Source organism: Nocardia sp. PLKS1-43, assembly GCF_059510335.1.
In genome coordinates, this window is record NZ_JCAJZQ010000055.1 from 1 (window position 1) to 454 (window position 454).

General features: G+C 71.6%; 1 protein-coding gene. It reads right to left on the reverse strand.

Annotation, left to right across the window (positions count from 1 at the left end):
• On the reverse strand, positions 1-454 hold a 454-nt coding region (locus tag AC5WS7_RS40645; RefSeq protein WP_495959991.1), incomplete at both ends, for a CurL C-terminal domain-containing protein.

Sequence of the window (454 nt, forward strand, 5' to 3'; positions counted from 1 at the left end):
CCGGCCTGCCGCATCGGCCCGGCCGTCGACCACGTTCCGGCCCGGCTCGCCCGCGGCCAGCCCGGCCAGGCCACGAATCAGCTCCGCACGATCGGCTCCGACGACCACCGCGCGATGTCCGAACACGGATCGACCCGCCAGCGAGAAGCCGATATCGGCGGCGGACCACTCCGGTTGCCGCCGAACGTGTTCCAGCAGACGGCTCGCCTGTCCGGCCAACGCCTCGGCGGACTTCGCCGAGAGCACCCACGGAACCGCCTGCGGGCCGGTATGACCGGAGTCCGCCACGACGACAGCGGCGCAGGATTCGGCGCCGGATTCCACGTCATCGGTTCCGAGGCCACCGGATACGTCAGCGGGCGCCTGTTCCAGGATCACGTGCGCGTTCGTCCCACTGATCCCGAACGACGACACACCCGCACGACGGGGTGTGCCGCCCTCAGGCCAGTCCCGG